15 protein-coding genes are annotated in these 19,522 nt (G+C 55.4%); 11 read left to right on the forward strand and 4 right to left on the reverse strand.

The annotated features are described in order from the left end of the window. Positions 1–350 precede the first annotated feature (350 nt). The 4 genes from A3224_RS07835 (at position 351) to A3224_RS07850 (ending at position 4,181) form a co-directional block, all read left to right on the forward strand. A complete protein-coding gene (locus A3224_RS07835; RefSeq protein ID WP_067153192.1) occupies positions 351–797 on the forward strand; it encodes a helix-turn-helix domain-containing protein in 447 nt (148 codons plus the stop codon). A gap of 82 nt (positions 798–879) precedes the next feature. Continuing rightward, positions 880–1,212, forward strand: coding sequence for a preprotein translocase subunit YajC (gene yajC / locus A3224_RS07840; RefSeq protein ID WP_067153194.1), 333 nt, complete (start codon positions 880–882; stop codon positions 1,210–1,212). A gap of 189 nt (positions 1,213–1,401) precedes the next feature. Continuing rightward, positions 1,402–2,412: a D-cysteine desulfhydrase family protein gene (locus tag A3224_RS07845; protein WP_067153196.1), complete on the forward strand. Its 1,011-nt coding sequence runs from the start codon at positions 1,402–1,404 to the stop codon at positions 2,410–2,412. Positions 2,413–2,522: 110 nt separating this feature from the next. After that, a complete protein-coding gene (locus A3224_RS07850; RefSeq protein ID WP_067153199.1) occupies positions 2,523–4,181 on the forward strand; it encodes an alanine/glycine:cation symporter family protein in 1,659 nt (552 codons plus the stop codon). A 175-nt stretch (positions 4,182–4,356) separates the two neighbouring features. Here the strand turns inward: A3224_RS07850 and A3224_RS07855 are convergent, their stop codons facing one another. Further along, complete coding sequence (locus A3224_RS07855; RefSeq protein ID WP_067153200.1) at positions 4,357–5,691, reverse strand: glutamine synthetase family protein; 1,335 nt, start codon at positions 5,689–5,691, stop codon at positions 4,357–4,359. Between the two features lie 397 nt (positions 5,692–6,088). On the opposite strand from A3224_RS07855, the gene A3224_RS07860 reads away from it, so the two are divergent. The 5 genes from A3224_RS07860 (at position 6,089) to cysB (ending at position 12,974) form a co-directional block, all read left to right on the forward strand. Continuing rightward, positions 6,089–7,405 (forward strand): NAD(P)/FAD-dependent oxidoreductase, encoded by a 1,317-nt coding sequence (locus A3224_RS07860; protein ID WP_067153202.1) that lies wholly within the window; start codon positions 6,089–6,091, stop codon positions 7,403–7,405. Positions 7,406–7,562: 157 nt separating this feature from the next. Next, entirely contained in the window at positions 7,563–9,893 is a 2,331-nt protein-coding gene (locus A3224_RS07865; protein WP_067153204.1) for a TonB-dependent receptor, read from the forward strand. Between the two features lie 252 nt (positions 9,894–10,145). Beyond that, positions 10,146–10,826 carry a TetR/AcrR family transcriptional regulator gene (locus tag A3224_RS07870; RefSeq protein WP_067153206.1) on the forward strand — a complete coding sequence of 227 codons (681 nt, stop codon included), beginning with the start codon at positions 10,146–10,148 and terminating at the stop codon, positions 10,824–10,826. After that, complete coding sequence (locus A3224_RS07875) at positions 10,826–11,728, forward strand: 5'-nucleotidase (RefSeq protein WP_067153208.1); 903 nt, start codon at positions 10,826–10,828, stop codon at positions 11,726–11,728. The genes A3224_RS07870 and A3224_RS07875 overlap by 1 nt, the downstream gene beginning before the upstream one ends. A 274-nt stretch (positions 11,729–12,002) precedes the next feature. After that, positions 12,003–12,974, forward strand: coding sequence for an HTH-type transcriptional regulator CysB (gene cysB / locus A3224_RS07880; RefSeq protein ID WP_067153210.1), 972 nt, complete (start codon positions 12,003–12,005; stop codon positions 12,972–12,974). A 115-nt stretch (positions 12,975–13,089) separates the two neighbouring features. On the opposite strand, the gene A3224_RS07885 is transcribed toward cysB, so the two are convergent. The 3 genes from A3224_RS07885 to ppsR form a co-directional block, all read right to left on the reverse strand. Further along, positions 13,090–13,389, reverse strand: a complete 300-nt coding sequence (locus tag A3224_RS07885; protein WP_067153212.1) for a hypothetical protein — start codon at positions 13,387–13,389, stop codon at positions 13,090–13,092. 172 nt (positions 13,390–13,561) lie between these two features. Beyond that, positions 13,562–14,890, reverse strand: coding sequence for an aminodeoxychorismate synthase component I (gene pabB / locus A3224_RS07890; RefSeq protein WP_067153214.1), 1,329 nt, complete (start codon positions 14,888–14,890; stop codon positions 13,562–13,564). Between the two features lie 61 nt (positions 14,891–14,951). Beyond that, positions 14,952–15,779, reverse strand: coding sequence for a posphoenolpyruvate synthetase regulatory kinase/phosphorylase PpsR (gene ppsR, locus A3224_RS07895; RefSeq protein ID WP_067153216.1), 828 nt, complete (start codon positions 15,777–15,779; stop codon positions 14,952–14,954). Between the two features lie 168 nt (positions 15,780–15,947). On the opposite strand from ppsR, the gene ppsA reads away from it, so the two are divergent. Both ppsA and A3224_RS07905 read left to right on the forward strand, forming a co-directional pair. Then, positions 15,948–18,311 (forward strand): phosphoenolpyruvate synthase, encoded by a 2,364-nt coding sequence (ppsA, locus tag A3224_RS07900; RefSeq protein ID WP_082817438.1) that lies wholly within the window; start codon positions 15,948–15,950, stop codon positions 18,309–18,311. A gap of 588 nt (positions 18,312–18,899) precedes the next feature. Continuing rightward, positions 18,900–19,427, forward strand: coding sequence for a L,D-transpeptidase family protein (locus tag A3224_RS07905; RefSeq protein ID WP_067153218.1), 528 nt, complete (start codon positions 18,900–18,902; stop codon positions 19,425–19,427). Positions 19,428–19,522: the final 95 nt, after the last annotated feature.

Consider the following 19,522-nt stretch of genomic DNA (forward strand, 5'->3'; position numbering starts at 1 on the left):
CCAAAACAGGATGTGCCATAGCCTCAAATTGGCGCATCACTGCCTTTTGTGACAGCGTCTAAAAAAACTCACTGTCGTCCCTTGCATTGCGGAATCTTGGTCTATACTGGCCAGTGTGAAGGAAAGGTACGCCGGCATCGGTTTGTTCCCGATGGGACGTTGCCGGAATGATGTGTTTAAAAAATGTTCAGCTCTGTGAAGGATTCGGTGTCTGTTTCAGGTGTATCCCGGCACCCGGGTTGTAACCCGCTCTGGTAGGCAGTTTTTGGGCAGGTTGAGGCAATAGGGATTCGCAGGAAGCGGGCATAGAAAAATAACTGCGGCTCACGGAACTTAAAAGGAGCAGCTCTATGAACCATATACAGCCAGATCAAGCCTCTCTCGCAGAAGATAAATCGCTTCAGCAAGCCAGAATATCCGGAGATCCCAATATTCTGGACCAGTTGCTCGCCCCGCCTGAAGCTACAAGCTTTGGCATTGCCGCGCGAGTGATCGATGTTTTGGAGCAACGCATCGGCAAGGCTTCGCTGGCCATTCGTCCGGTGGCATCGGATCTCAGTATGTCCACCCGCACCCTGCAGCGGCGCCTGCAGGAACACAATCTCAGTTTTGCCTCTCTGCGCGACCATGTGCGTTTTCGCCATGCGGTGCATTTCCTCAAGGATACGGCGCTCAGCGTGGATGGTATTTCTCGGATTCTTGATTTCTCCGACCGCACCAGTTTCACCAGCGCCTTTAAACGCTGGACGGGCATGTCGCCGACTGGCTATCGCCGCCAGGTGCGGCAGCGCTTTTGATGGCTTCGCGCGGATTGCCTCGGCAGAGCAAACCCGGTAGAGTTGTGCGCAATTTTATACGTCTGACTCTCAGAGGTTTTGCATGAGCTTTTTTATTCCCAATGCCGTGGCACAACAGGCGGCTCCGGCGCCGCAGGGCAACCCTATGGTAACCCTGCTGATGTTCGCTGGCTTGTTTGCGTTTATGTGGTTTTTTATCATCCGCCCGCAGCGTAAACGCCAAAAGGAACATCAGGAGTTGGTCGAATCCCTCAAAAAGGGGGACGAAGTAGTGATGACCAGCGGTATGCTGGGCCGCATCGACAAGGTTGACGACGACTACATCGTGTTGCAGGTCGCTGACAACATGTCACTCAAGTTTCAGAAAGTCGCCGTCCACGCGGTACTGCCTAAAGGCACGATTAAGAAGATTTGACGCCAGTTGCACACTGGATTGGAAAGCCCGGCAACTCGCCGGGTTTCTTGTATTATCAGTTGTGTAGCCGGGCGTATTGATACAGTTTGCGCACAGCCTTCTCGCAGGGTTTCCCCAAGGTTTCATGAATTATCTTTCGGATACCCCAAAGGTAATTGAGTAAAAAATGACTTATACAGTGGGCAGCCAATGAACCTCTCTCTGCCGCCGAGAATCCCGCTTGCGCGCCTGCCGACGCCGCTGCAGCCCCTGGACCGCATTACGGAAAAATACTCCACGCCCCACGGTGGGCCGCGCCTTTGGGTCAAGCGTGATGACTTGACTGAGACGGCTATGTCAGGCAACAAATTGCGCAAACTCGAATTTGTTGCTGGCGCAGCCCGGGCCCAGGGCTGCGATACGTTGATTACCTGTGGCGGGATTCAGTCAAATCACTGCCGCACTACAGCGCTCGTTGGTGCCCGTCTCGGGATGCGCGTGCAGTTGATCCTGCGGGGAGAAGAGAAGGGTATCCCGGATGGCAACCTGCTGGTCGATAGACTAGCTGGTGCTTCCACCGCCTTTTATCCTGCGCGCCAGTATTTCGAAACGCTTCCTGAACTATTTGCCCATTGGTGTGACTTTTATGCAGGCCGGGGTCACAAGGCTTTCTGTATCCCGACGGGGGCCAGTGATGGCTGGGGTATTTGGGGCTATATAGCGGCTGCGGAAGAGCTTCTTGCAGATTGCCGTGCGCAGGGCTTCGAGCCGGAACATATTATCTGCGCCACCGGCAGTGGCGGAACCCAGGCGGGACTGACCCTCGGATGTCACCTACTGGGGGCGAACGCCCGCGTGACCGGTTATGCGGTTTGCGACAGCGCTGATTATTTTCAACACAAGGTGCTCGAAGATATTCGGCACTGGGAGACCCTAAATAGTCAGTCGGTCGATGAAACGTCACTAGACGTGCGAGTCAATGCTGACTATATAGGGCCGGGATACGCGGAAGCGGAGGAGCCTGTGTACCGGGCGATCGCGGAAGCTGCCAGCCTTGAGGGGCTGCTGCTGGACCCGGTATATACCGGGAAGGCATTCTACGGCCTGCTACAGGAGCTGAGGAAGGGCAGTTACCGGGATTGTGAGAACCTCGTATTTGTGCATACGGGCGGCCAGTTTGGGCTTTTTCCCCATCGCGAGATGTTCCCTTTTCTTCTATAACAGGAATGTGACTGTTATGACTCTGTGGAAACTGCTAACCTGCGCAAAAATTTGCATTTATTTTTGTATAAAAGATAATCAGAAATAACTCAGAGCAGTGGGGGGTTAGTTTGGAATCCTTTAATCAATTCCTGTTAGCGCTGGATGGAGTACTCGGTTCGGCGCCCTGGTTCCCTTGGGTGCTGCTGGGTGTCGGCCTCTTCTTTACAATCTATCTTGGCTTTCCCCAGATCCGCTATTTCGGGCATGCAGTAAAAATTGTACAGGGGAAGTACGACAAACCCGGTGACCCCGGCGATACCTCTCACTTCCAGGCCCTTTCTACCGCGCTTTCCGGCACAGTAGGCACTGGCAATATCGGCGGTGTGGGATTGGCGATATTTCTCGGTGGTCCGGCAGCGCTCTTCTGGATGTGGGTCACGGCCTTCCTCGGGATGACGACCAAGTTTGTGGAAGTAACCCTCTCCCACAAGTACCGGATCAAGGCGGCCGACGGCTACTACGCCGGTGGGCCTATGTTCTTCATGGAGCGCCGCCTGAACATGAAGTGGCTGGCAGTGCTCTTTGCGATCGCCACTGTGATTTGTTCCTTTGGTACTGGCAGTTTGCCCCAGGTGAACAATATTGCCCAGGCGATGCACGATACCTTTGGCCTGAACAAGGCGCTCACCGGCGGCATTTTGGCAATTCTGTTGGGTATGGTCATCATCGGTGGCATCAGCCGCATCGCCAAGGTGACTTCTACGATAGTACCCGTCATGGCTGTGCTGTATGTTATCGGTGCTCTGGCGGTGATTATCTATAACTATCAGAATATTATTCCCTCATTCCTCGCAGTGTTTGAGGGGGCTTTCACCGGTAGTGCCGCTACTGGTGGCTTCCTCGGTGCCACTTTTGCGTACGCCTTTAACCGTGGGGTAAATCGGGGTCTCTTCTCCAACGAAGCCGGGCAGGGCTCTGCGCCCATCGCGCACGCTGCGGCCCGTGCCGATGAACCGGTTTCCGAGGGAATGGTGTCCCTGCTGGAGCCCTTTATCGACACCATTGTGATTTGCACTCTCACGGGCCTGGTGATTTTGTCGTCCGGTGTCTGGACGGAAAAACACATGAACAAATTTGAGCGTGCCGATATGGTGGCCGTTGCCGGTACTTATACCGACAGCAATCCAGAGGACGTTGAAAAGTTGTTCAAGTTCCTGAGCGGCGGTGAGAGTGACGTACAACCCTATAGCGGATCTGTCGTGGTGGCAGACGGCCTTGCACTAAATGAAAAAGAGTTCACTTTGATTCACGCCCGTTCGGTAGCGGAGGATGTCGAATTCCGGGTGGGGGAAGATAACTTCAGCGGTGTATTGACGGTGGTGGATGGCAGATTTGCCAATCCGGATGTGGATGTCTGGGGTAAGTCCTTGGTGCATTCGGTCGCTCTGACAAACATCGCTTTCCAGCGCGGCTTCTTCGGCGATTATGGCAGCCTTATTGTAACTTTGGGGATTCTGCTGTTTGCTTTCTCCACGGCTATTGCCTGGTCGTACTACGGTGACCGTTCGATGATCTATCTCTTTGGTCCCCGAGCAGTGATGCCGTACCGACTGGTCTATGTAGTGGCTTTTTTCTGGGCCGCGATAGAGGACACCACGGTTATCTGGAATCTGTCGGCGGTTGCCATTGTGATTATGACCTTGCCGAACCTGTTCGGTATCTCGGTGCTGGCGAAAGAAATGAAAGATACGGTCAAAGAATATTGGCGGGATCCCAGTCATAAATAGAGAGCGGTAGGGCTGGATGTCTCGGGATCGGTCGTAAATGCATAGAGGCATTAAGCCCCATACAAGAATGCTTTTAACACAGGCCCCGCTGAGCGGGGCTTTTTATTGCTTGTTGCCTGTGTTTGTTTGAAAACCGTGCTTCTGCACGAATGGGGCTGCCGCGTCTATGCGGGCACTATACGTTCAGCAGTAGGTATTCCCGTTCCCAGGAGCTGATGACCCGATTGAATTCCTCATATTCGTCGCGCTTGATGGCGCTCCATGCCCGCACGAATTTTTCCCCGAACATATCCGCGGCTTCTTCGCAGTCGGCGAGCAGGCTCAGTGCATGTTCCTGGGTACGGGGCAGGGTGATGGGTTCCACGGAGCAATCGCCTTGATAAGGTGCACTGGGTTTTATTTTGTTGATCATGCCCAGGTAGCCGCAGGCTAGTGAGGCAGCCAGTGCCAGATAGGGATTGCAATCGGCCCCCGGGAACCTGTTTTCCAGGCGTTTTGCGTGGGGTGGGCTGTCGGGCACTCGCAGCCCCGTGGTGCGGTTGTCGTATCCCCAGTGGAGGCTGGTGGGGGCGGCCATCTCCGGGGTAAAACGTCGGTACGAGTTAACGTTTGGGGCAAAAAAGCTGATAAAGCCGGGGGTGTATTTCTGCATGCCACCGATAAAGTGCATAAACATATCGTTTTCTTTGCCATTTTCGTCGACAAATAGATTCTTGCCGGTTTCCGCGTCGACGATACTTTGGTGGATATGCAACGCACTGCCTGGCTCGTCTTCCATTGGTTTTGCCATGAATGTCGCGTAGATGCCGTGGCGTAGGGCTGTCTCGCGTACGGTGCGTTTGAAGGTAAATACCTGATCAGCGAGATTGAGTGGATCACCGTGCAAGAAGTTGATTTCCATTTGCGCGGTGCCAGATTCGTGGATCAGTGTGTCCACGTCCAGCCCCTGGGCCTCGGAGAAATCGTACATATCCTCGATGATTGGTTCGTATTCGTTGGCGGCGTCAATACTGTAGGACTGCCGGGTTTTCTCCGTGCGCCCGGAGCGTCCCACCGGGGCGGACAGCTTTTCGTCAGGGTCCAGATTGCGTTTGACCAGGTAAAACTCCACCTCCGGGGCCACAATGGGCCTCCAGCCCATCGACTCGTACTTCTCCAGCACAAATTTGAGGATGTTGCGTGTGCTGATCGGGTGAGGTTTGCCATCCCGGGTGTAGCAATCGTGGATAATTTGCGCTGTGGGCTCATTGGCCCAAGGGTTTAAACGCACGGAATTGGGGTCGGGTACCAGCAACATATCAGTGTCGGCGGGGTCGACCAGTTCGTTGTGCTCGTCCACATAGTCGCCGGTAACGGTTTGTACGAGAATACTTTCCGGCAGGCGACTGTCCTCAGTCAGAAATTTGTCCGTCGGGGTGAATTTTCCCCGGGCGTTACCAGACATGTCGGGCACAAGACATTCCACTTCAGAGATGTTGTGATCTGCCAGCCACTTAGTGATCTTGTCCATTTTGCACCTTGATCAAAGTGATCTACTTCTAAGGAACCTCTGAGGAATCCGCATGAGCGCTGAGGTTGCCTCCGGGCGCTGGGTAGCGGGGGATGCGGGGGATTGCCAGATCGCTCCGCCGAATGTGTTCCTGCGCTCGACGGTTGCGAAATGCGGCCCCATTAGCCGAACCTGGCGTCCGGACTCGGAACATCATTAGCATTGGGAGCGGATTAATCCGGACTTCCCCAGTATACGCCCGGATACTCAGTAACAGCACCAGTAGCTGCCGGTGAATCCGCCGGCAGCCGGGGCTGTTTTGATTATGACAATAAACCGAATTATTATTCAATATATTATGAATTTTAGTCCGATTTTGCTTCCGGCTGATATTTGAGTGCGATCTGGAGTGAAACATATGACCGCCGCAGTTACCCATGGCGCAGTGAACAAGCTTTTCGGCCATATCGATTCCTACTATGCGTCGAGTGCAAATCCTGCGCCGCTCCACCCGCCCTTGGATACGGTAGTCGATGCGGATGTATGCGTGATTGGCGCAGGCTATACCGGACTCTCATCTGCGCTGCATTTGGCGGAGCGTGGATACAGTGTGGTGGTTTTGGAGGCTGAGCGGATCGCGTGGGGGGCTTCAGGTCGCAACGGCGGGCATGTCGGGGTAGGGCAACGTCGCGCCCAGGGGGATCTGGAAAAGATGCTCGGACTGGATACCGCAAAATTATTGTGGGACATGAGCGTTGAGGCGGTGCGGCTGGTTGAGTCACTGATTAATAAGCACGGGATAAAATGCGATCTGAAGCGCGGGATTATGCACCTGGCGGCAAAGCGCAGTCACAACGAAGATTTGCGAGCGGAGGCCGAGCTGCTGCGGGAGCGCTACGGATACGAGCAAATCCGCTATGCGGAAGAAGATGAGGTGCGCGGCCTGGTGGGCTCCGAACGTTATTTTGGTGGACAGCTGGATAGCGGCTCTTTGCATCTCCACCCGCTAAATTACGCGCTCGGGCTGGCTGATGCAGCTGCTGCTGCCGGGGTGCGCTTTTTCGAGCACAGCCGGGTGAAGGGGTATCGCACCGGAAGTCCCTGTATCGTAGAGACGGCGAGAGGCCAGGTGAAAGCGCGCAATCTAGTGTTGGCTTGCAATGGCTACTTGGGAAACCTGGAACCGCGTATGGCCGGCAGGATAATGCCCATCAACAACTTTGTTCTGGCCACGGAACCGCTACCGGAAAACTTGGCGAGGGAGTTGATTGCCAATGATTATGCATTGCAGGATACCCTTTTTGTGATCGACTATTGGAAGCTATCCGCAGACAACCGGCTGATATTCGGTGGTGGCGAAAACTATACCTCGAGATTCCCCCAGGACATTCGCGGCTTTGTGCGCAAATATATGCTGCGGGTGTACCCCCAGTTGGCAGACACGCGTATCGACTACGGTTGGGGAGGGACGCTGGCGATTACATTGAACCGCATGCCCCATTTGGGGCGGCTGGAACCCAATGTCTATTACAGTCAGGGCTATTCCGGTCACGGCGTGCCCACCGCGACCTTTGCCGGCAAGTTGATCGCCGAGGTGATTTCAGGCACTGAGGAGCGTTTTGATATATTGTCGCGCATTCCGACCCCTGCTTTTCCGGGCGGTACCCTGTTGCGCTGGCCGGGATTGGTGGCGGGGATGCTCTACTACAGTCTGAGGGACAAGCTGTGGGGCTGACAGCGCTTTCGTTAAGCGCTCCACAGCGCTATGACTGAATTGGATCTTGAGCCATTGCTCGGCTTATGGGATAAGACACTTACCTGTTCACGCCTGGGCTAAAGTCTTCAGCAGCATCGAACGCACAGCCCTGAATAAAAATAGTACGGGGACAACCATGCCTGAATTAACGAAAGCTTTGCACACCAAAAGACAGACACTGGCAGTGGTAATAGGCGCGGCGCTTATTGTCAGTGCTGGAGCTTCGGCGGGGGAAATCGAGGAGGTGACGGTGACTGCGCAAATGCGGACCGAGTCTCTCAAGGATGTCCCCATGGCGGTGAGCGCCTTTTCCGGCGACACGGTGAAAAACAGCAATCTGAGCGATTTCAAAGATCTTTTCGCGCTAACCCCAGGGGTTTCCGGGGAAACCAACGATTCTTTTTTCGACGCTGTGTCTGTGCGTGGTGTCAACAACAACAGCTTCGGTAGCGGTAGTGACCCGGCCTTGGGAGTATTCCTTGATGGCGTTTATCAGAGTCGCACCGGTGCCACGCCGAGTATGTACGACCTGGAGCGGGTGGAAGTGATCAAGGGACCACAGGGTACTCTATTCGGCCGTAACACTGCTTCCGGTGCCATTTCCATGGTATCCCGCAAGCCTGGAGATCGACTTGCCGGTGAGATCTCCGTGGGCGCCGGCCAGTTCGGGCGCGAAGAGATGGAAGGCGCTTTGGATATCCCTTTAAGTGAGAACTTGGCGGTGCGTCTTGCGGGTATGCATCGGCAGGAAGACGGTTATATCGAGAATCTGGCTGGCGGTCCGGATCTCGGTGCCAGCGAAACGGATGCCATGCGCATAACCGCTGTCTACAGCGGCTTGCGGAATACCAGCATCACTCTAATGGCTCAGTATGAAGATCGCGCTGGCGATGGCACCATTTACCGGGCATTGGATACCAATGCTGACTACGATCAGGTGTACAACGACACCCGTGGCAAGGATGAGTCCGAGATCGGCGACCTAATCCTGACGGTGGAGCACGAACTGACCGGTGGCGCCACCCTGAGTGCCATCACCGGTTACAAGACGCACAATTTCAGCTATGTCGAGGACTTCGACGGTACCGCCAGCCCAATCGATGTGTATACGCGTGATCAATCCGGCGATTTTTTCAGTCAGGAGTTCCGCCTTGCCTCGAACAACAGCGGCATCTTCAACTATGTTGTCGGTGCCTCTTATTATCAGGAGGACCTGAAAGCCTTTTTTACCGGCGTCGATCACGAGGACTTTATTTGTGACGGCATCTATGCCGATGAGTGGGAGGAGGGCCTCGATACTTTCGACACCTGCGCCTCGCTGCCTCAGGAAGCCTTGGATGAATTCTTTGGCCTTGAGGGTGACCCCTGGGAATATGCTCCGGACATGCTATCCGTTGAAGCTGCGGATACCGTCGGAGATTATTCCGGCTGGGGGGTGTTTGCCAACACCACCTTCGACTTCACCGATGCCACCAGTCTCGGCCTCGGTGCCCGCTATACCAGGGATAAAAAGTCCTATAGTGTCGACTCGCCCTGGCCGGACACCTGGACCGGGGGGTGGAACTATCAGTCGATGTACACTGATGGCCCCATTACCGGTTCCAGCACTTGGAGCAATGTCTCCGGTCGCGCAACGCTCACCCACCACTTCGACAGCGCCGTCACGGGGTATGCCAGTGTTGCTACTGGTTACAAATCCGGCGGTTTCGACTATCTGTCATACCGGATTACGGACCCCGCCTATGGCAGTGATGAAGATAGCCAATATGCCTGGCTGGAAGAGCAGGGTTACGAAGTCAATGCGGATAACGCAGAACCGAGCCGTTTCGATGAAGAAAAGGTTCTGTCCTATGAGCTTGGACTGAAGGCGCGCCTGCTCGACAACCGCCTGGCTGTAAACGCCGCGGCCTTCCAGTACACCTATGACGACCTGCAGCAAGCCTTTTTCATTGGTGCCGCCGCCGTGACCCGCAATGTAGGCGAGTCCACTGGTCAGGGGGTAGAGCTGGATGCCCGCTGGCTGATCACCGACGACCTGGATCTTTATCTGGGATTGGCTTGGCTGGACACAGAGTTCAGTGGCGCTCCGGAAGCTCTCTGTGAGGACTGCGATGGCAATGAAATGGCATTTGCGCCTCGTTTTTCCGCAGCGGCTGTGCTGACATACAGCCAGCAAACGAGCTTGGGCGAAATCTCCTATTCTGCGGAATACACCTTTACCGGTGAGCAGTGGTCCGACCTGGAAAACACCGAGGCTGTGAGGCTGGACAGCCGCAATGTCATCAATCTGCGCGCGGCACTGACATCCGCGGACGACAGCTGGACCGCAGGTATCTACGCGGAAAACCTGTTTGACGAAGAGTATTATCACTGGGGTTACGCAGAGGCACTGTACAACCTGCCGGCAACCAAGACAGACCCCTCCCGTGGCCGACTGCTGGGGGTAAATCTGGACTATCGCTTCTGATTGTCACCCGCTCGCACGATCGGGCAAAAACCGGTGCTCTGCGCCGGTTTTTGCATTTCGGCCGACAGTTCATCAATTGGGGTGGATATTGCAAATCCATTGGATCCGGGATGCGGACGGTCGTTACTCGCCTGTTTTTTACGATCCGTCCCGTTGCCCATCTGTCTCTGACGTTATCCCGGCGCCCTGGATGGATTAAGCCGGGGGGGCTTCAGTGGTAAACTTGCGCCAATTCAAACCGAGGTACATGCCTTGTCTAACGCCGAGCGGAAAAAACGCAAGAGCCAACTCAGTCCGCGCCGTGAGCCGGTACAAGCCCGCGCACGGGCGCGGGCAAAGCAGATTCTCGACACCACAGGGCGCCTGCTGGAAGAGGTGGGGCTCAACGATCTGACCACCATTCTGATCGCCAAGGAACTGGGCGTGTCAGTGGGGTCCGTCTATCACTATTTCCCGAACAAGCACGCGATTCTCTATGCGATGGGGGAGCAGTGGCTGGCGAGTATGACTGCGGTATTGGAAGAGCTGGCCGGGCAGGAGCTGGAACAAATGCCGCTGGAAAGCTTTATCTCTGAGCTGCTGGAGCGACTGCTGAGGGTATATCAGGAGCAGCGTGGTCTGCTGCCACTGGTGCAAGCCATGTGGGGGATTCCCGAGCTGCACGAATTGGACGAGCGCCACGATGAGCTGATCATCACACATTTGATCGCCATGTACAGGCGCCTGGGCTTCGTATGCCCGCCTAACGAAATGAACCGCTTGGCCCGCGCCACCCTGGAAACCTGTCACGCATTGCTTCTTGTCATCGTAAATCAGACGGGTTTGCGCTCTCAGCGCACCCGGGAGGACCTACAGCGGATGTTGCTGACGATGTTGGAGTCCCACCGGGGAGAGGGTCGCCCGGGTGGACTTGATGACGTGGAGGCACCCTGATGGCCGGACGTTCGGACAAACTGGTCATTGCCATATCTTCGCGCGCCCTGTTTAACCTCGAAGACAGCCACCGGGTATTCGAAGAGCAGGGGCTTGAGGCGTTCTCCGCTTATCAAATAGAGCGTGAAAACGATGTTCTGGAAAAGGGGGAAGCCTTCCACCTAGTGGAAAAATTTTTGCAGATTAATCACCTCTTAGAGGGTGAACCGCAGGTGGAAGTGATTCTTTTGTCTCGCAACAGCGCCGACACGGGGCTGCGGGTATTCAATTCCATCGAGCATTATGGCCTGGATATTACCCGCGCCGCTTTCTGCAACGGGGAAAGCCCCTACCGCTATATCGCGCCTTTCGGTTGCCATTTGTTCCTGTCCAGCGACGGCCGCGATGTGCGCCAGGCACTGGAGCAGGGAGTGGCCGCAGCTACCCTGATTGCCGGCGGTGCCCGCGAGCATCGCGATGATATTTTGCGTTTTGCCTTCGACGGTGACGCGGTAATTTTTTCCGACGAGGCAGAGAAAATTTTCAAGCGTGATGGTTTGGCTGCTTTTGCGGCCGCCGAGCGAGCCTCGGCGCAGAAACCATTGGGCGGAGGCCCTTTTAAAGGTTTTCTCGAGGCGCTACAGCGCTTGCAGAGCCAATTCAGCGCCGACACTTGTCCGATCCGCACGGCCCTGGTCACTGCGCGCTCGGCGCCGGCACACGAACGGGTGATCCGCACCTTGCGCGCATGGAATGTCCGCATTGATGAGTCGATATTTCTAGGTGGGTTGCCCAAGGGGGAATTTCTGCGCGCATTTGGTGCCGATGTTTTTTTCGACGATCAGCCCAGCCACTGTGTCTCCGCCGCCGAGCATGTAGCTACAGGCCATGTGCCCCACGGGGTGGCCAACGAGGTAGATTGACTTCCAGAGGGGCTCCTGGTTGTTTGGCGGCCGCCTAGCAGAGTTCCACAGCGCGATAGATGGCTTTATCAACAAATTTCTGTTTTACGCCTACGGGGACAACGCCCTGACAGTTTGTGTCGGGCGTTTCACGGGGATTGATACCTCTTTCCATTGGCTAGCTGGCGGATTCACTGCTATTCTTTTCCCGCATAAATTAAGATGGTTTTTATAACTGCCAGGGACCGCGGTCCTGTCGCCGCGGCGACCGCAGGCTAGGGAGCAGGGAGAATCTATGAAGCTGCAGCAGTTGCGCTATATCTGGGAAGTGGCTCACCACGACCTCAATGTTTCTGCGACAGCACAGAGCCTATATACCTCACAACCGGGCATCAGTAAGCAGATTCGCCTGTTGGAGGATGAACTCGGTGTGGAAATTTTTGCCCGCAGTGGCAAGCACCTGACCAGGATCACGCCCGCAGGCGAGGCTATCCTCAAGACTGCCGGCGAGATCATGAGCAAGGTTGAAAACATCAAGCAGGTTGCGCAGGAATTCAGCAACGATAAAAAGGGCAGTTTGTCCATCGCCACCACGCATACCCAGGCCCGCTACGCTCTGCCACCAGTCATTAAATCGTTTATCGCCCATTACCCTGAAGTGTCTCTACATATGCATCAGGGTACGCCAATGCAGATCTCGGAGATGGCTGCCGACGGAACCGCGGACTTCGCCATTGCCACCGAGGCGCTCGAACTTTTTAGCGACTTGGTGATGATGCCGGTCTACCGTTGGAATCGCTGCATATTAGTTCCTAAAGACCACCCATTGTGCCAGGTGGATAAGCTGACCCTGGAAGAGGTGGCCAAGCATCCGATAGTAACCTACGTTTTCGGTTTCACAGGCCGCTCCAAGTTGGATGAGGCGTTTATGGAAAAGGGGTTGTCGCCTAAGGTGGTTTTTACCGCCGCGGATGCAGACGTGATTAAGACTTATGTGCGCTTAGGGTTGGGTATTGGCATTGTCGCCGATATGGCAGTGGATGAGGCGGATGAGGACCTCGTGGCTCTGGATGCCAGTGCACTGTTTGAGTCCAGTGTGACGAAAATCGGATTCCGCAAAGGAATTTTTCTGCGTGGCTTTATGTATGACTTTATTCAGCGGTTCGCTCCGCACTTAAACCGGGAGCTGGTGGATAAAGCCGCTCACGCGGCGTCCAGAGCGGAAGTGGACGAGCTTTTCGCCAAGCTGGAATTGCCCGTGTACTGACAGTGCTCGTTCAGCAGCTGGCAAAAACAAACAATGCGGCTTGGGCCGCATTTTTTGTCTTCGAGGCACTTATCACATTACCCGCACATGAGTGGGGCGTAGTGCACAAGAGATGTTAACTCGCCAGTTTTGATTCTTCGGCTTTTTTCTGCAGTACGTCTTTGACGAGCTTGAAATAAACCGTGTAGATCTGCGGTTCCCGGCCTTCTTCCTCCACCACAAAGAAGGGCGCGCGCTCTACGTTGTATTTCCGAGCCAGCTGTAACCCTGGGCTCTGCTCGTCGCGCATGTCGGCGATCAGGGTTTGATCGATAAAGCGCAGCTGGTCGTTTTCCTCCAGCTTCTGCTGTACATCGCGGCATTTGGCGCAGGGGGAGCCGTCGGCGAGTATCTTCTTGACCAGCGTTATCTTCACTACAAATCCCTACCTTTGCTTCGGCGCTGGACCCATCTGGATCAGCGAAGCCTCAGAAGATAACAGAGCGCTTAATAACTTTGAAATATCAATAGTGGATAGTTTTATAACCAAGATCCCTAAGGTCCGACACTGGCCCTGGGGGCGAAGTACCGATTGCAGACGCTGGGGATCAGTCCAACTGTTCGAGTGTCTCCAACATCAGCCGAATTTTGGCGAGACATTCCAGGTGCTCCTCGGCAGGATCTGAATCGGCAACAATACCACCGCCAGCACCACAGGAAATGCGGCCACCACTGGCGGAGAAGGTCCGGATAGCGATATTGGTGTCGGCACGGCCGCAGCAGCTGATATAGCCGACACTGCCGCAGTAGGCACCCCGAGGGCTCAGCTCCAGTTCGCGGATGATCTGCATGGCGCGGCGTTTGGGGGCGCCGGTGATGGAACCGCCGGGGAAGCAGGCGCCAAGCAACTCTGCAAAGCTGTGGTCTTGTGGCAATTCTCCGGTAATTGTGCTCACCAGGTGGTGTACATTGGCAAAGCTCGCCAACCGGAACAGTTCCGGAACCCGCACGCTGCCTGGGGTGCAGAGTTTGCCCAGATCGTTGCGCAACAGGTCTACGATCATCAGGTTTTCAGCCTTATCCTTGGCACTCTTCAATAGCGTGATTTTTCTGCGCCCATCTTCCGCAGGATCGGCACTGCGCTCGGCGGTGCCTTTGATCGGTTCGGTTTGCAGATTGCCGCCATCAGCGCGGATAAAGCGCTCCGGCGACAGGCTCAACAGGCTACCTTCCGGTAGGGACAGATACGCAGAAAATGGGCCCGCGGCGCATTCGCGCAGGGCCAGGTATGCGGTGAAAAGGTCCCCCTCATAGGCGGCGGAAAAGCGCTGGGTAAAGTTGGCCTGGTAGATATCGCCGGCGGCGATGTAGTTGAGAATTTTGGCGATCCTGGCCTGGTACTCACTGGGGCTCAGTTCATGTTCAAAGGCAGATAGAAGCCGGAACTTTTCCCGATATGGCGCAATTCGCCAGTGCACGGCGGCAAAGCGGGCCTGTAGGTCGTCGATCTGGACCTGAGTGCTGGCGGGGTGAAAAACTAAGTGGCTGGCCTCCAGTTTGTGATCGACAATCAACGCCCAGCTGTAAAGGCCGAAAAAGCCTGCCGGCAGGCCCGTTTGGCGGGTGTCTAGGGGGAGATAGTTGCCGCCCATTCCAAGCTCGTATCCGGCATAGCCGATGACGCCGCCACAGAACGGCAGTTGTGCGTCCATGTCCTGGGGGCAAAGCTCGCACAGCAGGTCGTCCAGCTGTACAAAAGGGTCTTTACTGTCCGCTGGCAGTTTTAGAGTCTGTATGGGATCGGCGCTGATGATGTCGTAGCGACCGCCGCTTGCCAGCGGCCGCCCGCTGTCAAGCCAAACGGGGGCCGGCAGATCGGCGACAGCCTGAAAGGCGGCGGCGGTGTTTGTGGAGTAGGGTAGAGAGACGATACGCATAGTTGGTAGTGACGACCACGGGATTGGCGCGAAATTGCCCAATCTGCAAGAGGCGGCTACTTTACCCGATTCGCCGCTCAATGCCAGCCTGGGACATCAGACGCGTGGCCAGTTCCTCCACAGACAGTTGGGTGGCGTCGAGATAAGGCACCTGTGCCCTCCGCAGCATTTGCTCCACCTGTCTCACTTCAAACTCACATTGTTCTAGTGAAGCGTAGCGGCTGTTGGCGCGGCGTTCCTGGCGGATCTGCATCAAGCGTTCGGGATCTATGGTCAGGCCGAAGAGCTTGTGGCGGTATGGGCGCAGGATTTTGGGCAGTGCGGTGGAGTCCATATCCTCTTCTGTGATTGGATAGTTGGCCGCGCGCAGCCCAAACTGTAATGCCAGATAGATACAAGTTGGGGTTTTACCGGAGCGGGAGACGCCCACGAGAATGACATCCGCGCGCTCAAACTCCCGCACCCGGCGGCCATCGTCGTTGTCCATCGCGAAATGTACCGCATCAATGCGCTCACTATAGCGACGGTCGTTATCGATACCATGGGAGATATTGACCGACTGTGCGGGATCGCTGCCGAACAGATTTGCCAGCGGTGTAAGGTAGCTTTCAAAGACATCCAGCATCAGTGCTGAACTGCGGTGCAACCGCTCTCGTATGCGATCGGAGACGATGCTGGAGATAACGATCGGCTGCAGTCCCGACTCCTGCGCTGCCTTTTCGATACGGGTCAATACCTGCTCCACTTTTTCAGGGGAGTCAACATATGGCAGGGTAACCTGTTCCACCTGCTGATCGCGAAACTGCGCCAGCAGGCTGTGACCAATGGCCTCCACGGTGAGGCCCGTACCGTCGGAAATAAAGAATGCTGTGCGCTTGTTTTTTGCCATTGAAGCAACCGAAAGATTTCACTTCGCGCAGTGTAGCGGGTTTTGTCTCTCCGGTCTCGTTGTGTTTTGTAGAAAATTTACAACATTTTTGGCGCTTTTTATGGGCTATTTTTTACAAGCCTCATCCTTATAATCGGCGCCTAAATTCCTGTTGCAGAGGGCCTTCACTTGACGAATTTCACCATTGATTTCGCGCATTTGGGCATGGGAGATGTCGACAAGGTCGGCGGAAAGAACGCGTCGCTTGGCGAAATGATCTCCGCATTGTCCGGCGCCGGGGTCAGCGTACCCGGCGGTTTTGCCACCACGGCTGAGGCCTTCCGCACGTTTCTCGTGCACGAAAATCTGGAACAGCGCATCGCTGAACGTCTGCAGGCGTTGAATGTGGAAGATGTGGCTGCGCTGGCAGAGGCTGGGGAAGAGATTCGCGGCTGGATATTAAACACACCTTTCCCCTCACAGTTGGAGCGGGAAATCCGTGAAGGCTATGAAGCGCTGGGGGGAGGGGAGACACCGGTGGCGGTGCGCTCCTCGGCTACAGCGGAGGATTTACCCGATGCCTCATTTGCCGGCCAGCAGGAAACCTTCCTAAATATCCGCGGAATCGACGCTGTGCTGCAAGCGGTGAAAGAAGTCTTCGCTTCTTTGTACAACGACCGCGCCATTGCTTACCGCGTACACACTGGCTATGCGCATGCCGGCGTTGCTTTATCCGCGGGTATACAGCATATGGTTCGCAGTGAAACCGGCGCTTCTGGCGTGATGTTTACCTTGGACACCGAGAGCGGTTTTCGCGATGTGATTTTCATTACCGCGGCCTTTGGCCTCGGTGAAACGGTGGTGCAGGGCGCCGTTAACCCGGACGAGTTCTACCTGTACAAACCCGCCCTGGATGCCGGCCGCCCGGCGATATTGCGTCGCAACCGGGGCAGCAAGGCCATCAAAATGGTCTATGAGCAAGGTGGGGATTGCGGCCGCTCGGTAAAAACCGTGCCAGTCCCGGAAGAGGACCGCCTCCGTTTCGCCCTTAACGATGAAGAACTGACTCAGCTTGCACTGCAGGCGCGCAAGATAGAGCAACATTACGGCCGCCCGATGGATATTGAGTGGGCCAAAGACGGAGAAACCGGCGAGCTGTTTATCGTCCAGGCGCGTCCGGAAACTGTCCGCTCCCGCGATGCGGGCACCAGTATTGAGCGCTACCACCTGCGGGAGCGGGGAGAAGTATTGTGCGAAGGGCGCGCCATTGGCCAGCGCATCGGAGCCGGCAAAGTACGTGTGCTGGAGTCGGCTGATGATATGGCCGCTATGCAGGAAGGCGAGGTGTTGGTCACGGATATGACAGACCCGGACTGGGAACCGGTACTGAAGAAAGCCAGTGCAATTGTGACCAATCGTGGAGGACGCACCTGTCACGCAGCCATCATTGCCCGGGAGCTGGGTATTCCCGCGGTGGTGGGCTGCGGCGACGCGACTGACACGCTGACCACTGGCACTCCGGTCACTGTCTCCTGTGCGGAAGGGGACACCGGTTTTGTGATGGCCGGGGAACTGAACTTCGAGCGGGAAGAGACTGAAGTCAGTGATATGCCCGACCTGCCGTTCAAAATCATGCTGAACGTCGGCAACCCGGATCGCGCTTTCGCTTTCAGCCATCTTCCGAACCAGGGCGTCGGTCTGGCGCGGTTGGAGTTTATTCTCAACCGCATGATCGGTATCCACCCCAAGGCACTTTTGGAGCTGGACAGCCTGCCAGAGGAATTGCAGGGGAAAATCCGCGAGCGTATCGGTGGCTATGCCTCTCCGGAAGATTTTGTTGTGGAGAAGTTGGTGGAGGGAATTGCCACCCTAGCCGCGGCCTTCGCGCCGAATCGCGTCATTGTGCGCCTTTCGGACTTCAAGTCCAATGAATACGCACACCTGTTGGGTGGTCAGCTGTATGAGCCCAGCGAGGAGAATCCGATGCTCGGCTTCCGCGGCGCGGCCCGCTACCGGTCGGCGGATTTCCGTCCTTGCTTTGCACTGGAGTGCCGCGCACTGAAAAAAGTGCGCGATGAAATGGGTTTGACGAATGTAGAAATCATGGTCCCCTTCGTGCGCACACCGGAAGAGGCTGCGGAAGTGATCGATTTGCTGGCTGAGAATGGCCTGGTGCGCGGCGAAGGCGGTTTGAAGATTATTATGATGTGCGAACTGCCCTCCAACGCGCTCCTCGCGGAGGAATTTCTGCAGTACTTCGATGGTTTTTCCATCGGCTCCAATGATCTGACCCAGTTGACGCTGGGCTTGGATAGGGATTCCGGTTTGGTGGCAGACTTGTTTGACGAGCGCAATCCCGCCGTCAAAGTACTGCTGTCCCGAGCCATACAGGCGTGCAAAAAAGCCGGCAAGTACGTGGGTATATGCGGTCAGGGCCCTTCGGATCACAAGGATTTCGCCCGCTGGCTGATGGAGGAGGGAATAGATAGTGTTTCCCTGAATCCCGATACGGCCGTTGATACTTGGCTATTTTTGGCTAACCAGAAAGGTTGACGTTGTATAAAAAGCGGCCCATTAGGGCCGCTTTTTTGTGTGGCCCATAAGAAACGTCGATATGAATTCACATTTTATTGCCGGGCGTTGTTGATTTCGGCAATTTCTGACGAATTTCCCTCCGGATGGTAAAGCCTCTTTAATCCCAAATGAGAAGCGCGGGCAATTGGATAGAAATCGTATGTAATTTCCGCGTTTGCGCGGATTAATCAGTGGTTTCTTAGACTTTAGTTGCCGTACTTGACACACATTCGGCAACGATTTCCTCTATATTGTATTGTCGATTTGCGAACTACACCTTATGTTCAAGTCGCCTCTCAATATCGCCGTTTCTGCAGAGAATATTTCAATCTAAGCAACGCTGCTCCCCTCAATAAAATCGAATCAGTGTCAAGGTCGGATATCACTGCGAAAGCGGCCCTGCACTTTTCCTGTAAATGCATTGCCCCGTCAGAGAAACATTGGCGGGATTACATCGCTGTCGGACGGACTGCTGTATCGGCCGGCAATTTCAGTGAGTGGAGAGCGTTGTTGAGGTGAGTTATGCACTCGAGAAGCGAAAAAAGAATACCGCTGTGGTATGCCTCTGTGGCATTTTTTCTGCTGTTGCTACTGGGAGCGGATGAAGCGCTGGCCAAGCCCCGTGGAGTCAACTGGTTTGATGACAAGGCAGCGGCCTCAGCACCCGGTCCAGTCTCTGTCACAATAAACCTCACGGAACAGCGTGCCTACCTCTACAAAGGCAGCCGACTGATAGCTGTATCCAAGGTGTCATCCGGAAAACCGGGCTATAGCACCCGTCCGGGAAACTTTCGCGTACTGTCCAAGCATCCCTATCACCGTTCATCTGTTTACGGCAGTTATGTCGACCGGCGGACCGGGCGAGTGGTCAGGGCGAACGTCAATACACGCAAGCACCGTAGACCTCCGGGCACCTATTACCGCGGGGCGCAAATGAACAACTATATCCGTTTTAACGGTGGTATCGGTCTACACGCGTCGAACAATGTGCCGAATTATCCGGCATCTCATGGCTGTGTACGTATGCCGCCACATATGGCGCAGAAGTTTTTCCAGTATGTCCGCGTTGGGACACCGGTAAAAGTCACCCGCTGAGAGGATTATCCACCGGGCTGATGGCCGGTATAAGTGCCGCGCAGATGTTTCGGGGCAGGGAAGCCGCTATTATCCACGGACTCGGGTTAGGCGGA

This window comes from Microbulbifer thermotolerans (assembly GCF_001617625.1).
Classification (GTDB): Bacteria; Pseudomonadota; Gammaproteobacteria; order Pseudomonadales; family Cellvibrionaceae; genus Microbulbifer; species Microbulbifer thermotolerans.